The organism is Gilvimarinus sp. 1_MG-2023 (assembly GCF_030548285.1).
This window is the reverse complement of sequence record NZ_JAUOSC010000126.1, coordinates 1-468: the sequence shown is the minus strand read 5'-3', so window position 1 is coordinate 468 and position 468 is coordinate 1. Positions and strand designations below refer to the sequence as shown.

Genomic DNA, 468 nt, shown 5'->3' with positions numbered 1-468 from the left:
ACTCTACCGTGTTTGGTGATAACCCCGTAGAAATGGCCCGTCGCTGGGTAGACGCTGGTTGTCGGCGGTTGCATTTGGTAGATCTGAATGGTGCCTTTGCTGGTGTACCCGTCAACGGTGGCGCGGTGACGGCCATTGCCAAGGAATTTCCGGGCTTGCCGATCCAGATTGGTGGTGGCATCCGTTCTCTGGAAACTATCGAAGCCTACGTTAAAGCCGGTGTCAGTTACGTCATTATCGGTACCAAGGCGGTGAAAGAACCGGCGTTTGTCAAAGAAGCCTGTGCCGCGTTTCCAGGCAAGGTCATTGTGGGGCTGGATGCCCAGGATGGTTTTGTTGCCACCGACGGCTGGGCTGAGGTTTCTGAGGTCAAGGCGGTGGATCTGGCCCGGCAGTTCAAGCACGACGGCGTATCAGCCATTGTTTACACCGATATTGCCCGGGATGGAATGATGCAAGGGGTGAATG

The 468-nt window shown here is 55.8% G+C and carries 1 protein-coding gene; it reads left to right on the top strand.

Annotated features, from left to right (window positions below; all coding sequences use genetic code 11):
* Window positions 1-468, top strand: a 468-nt coding sequence (locus Q4563_RS16040; protein ID WP_303605182.1) for a HisA/HisF-related TIM barrel protein, incomplete at both ends; no start/stop codon positions are given.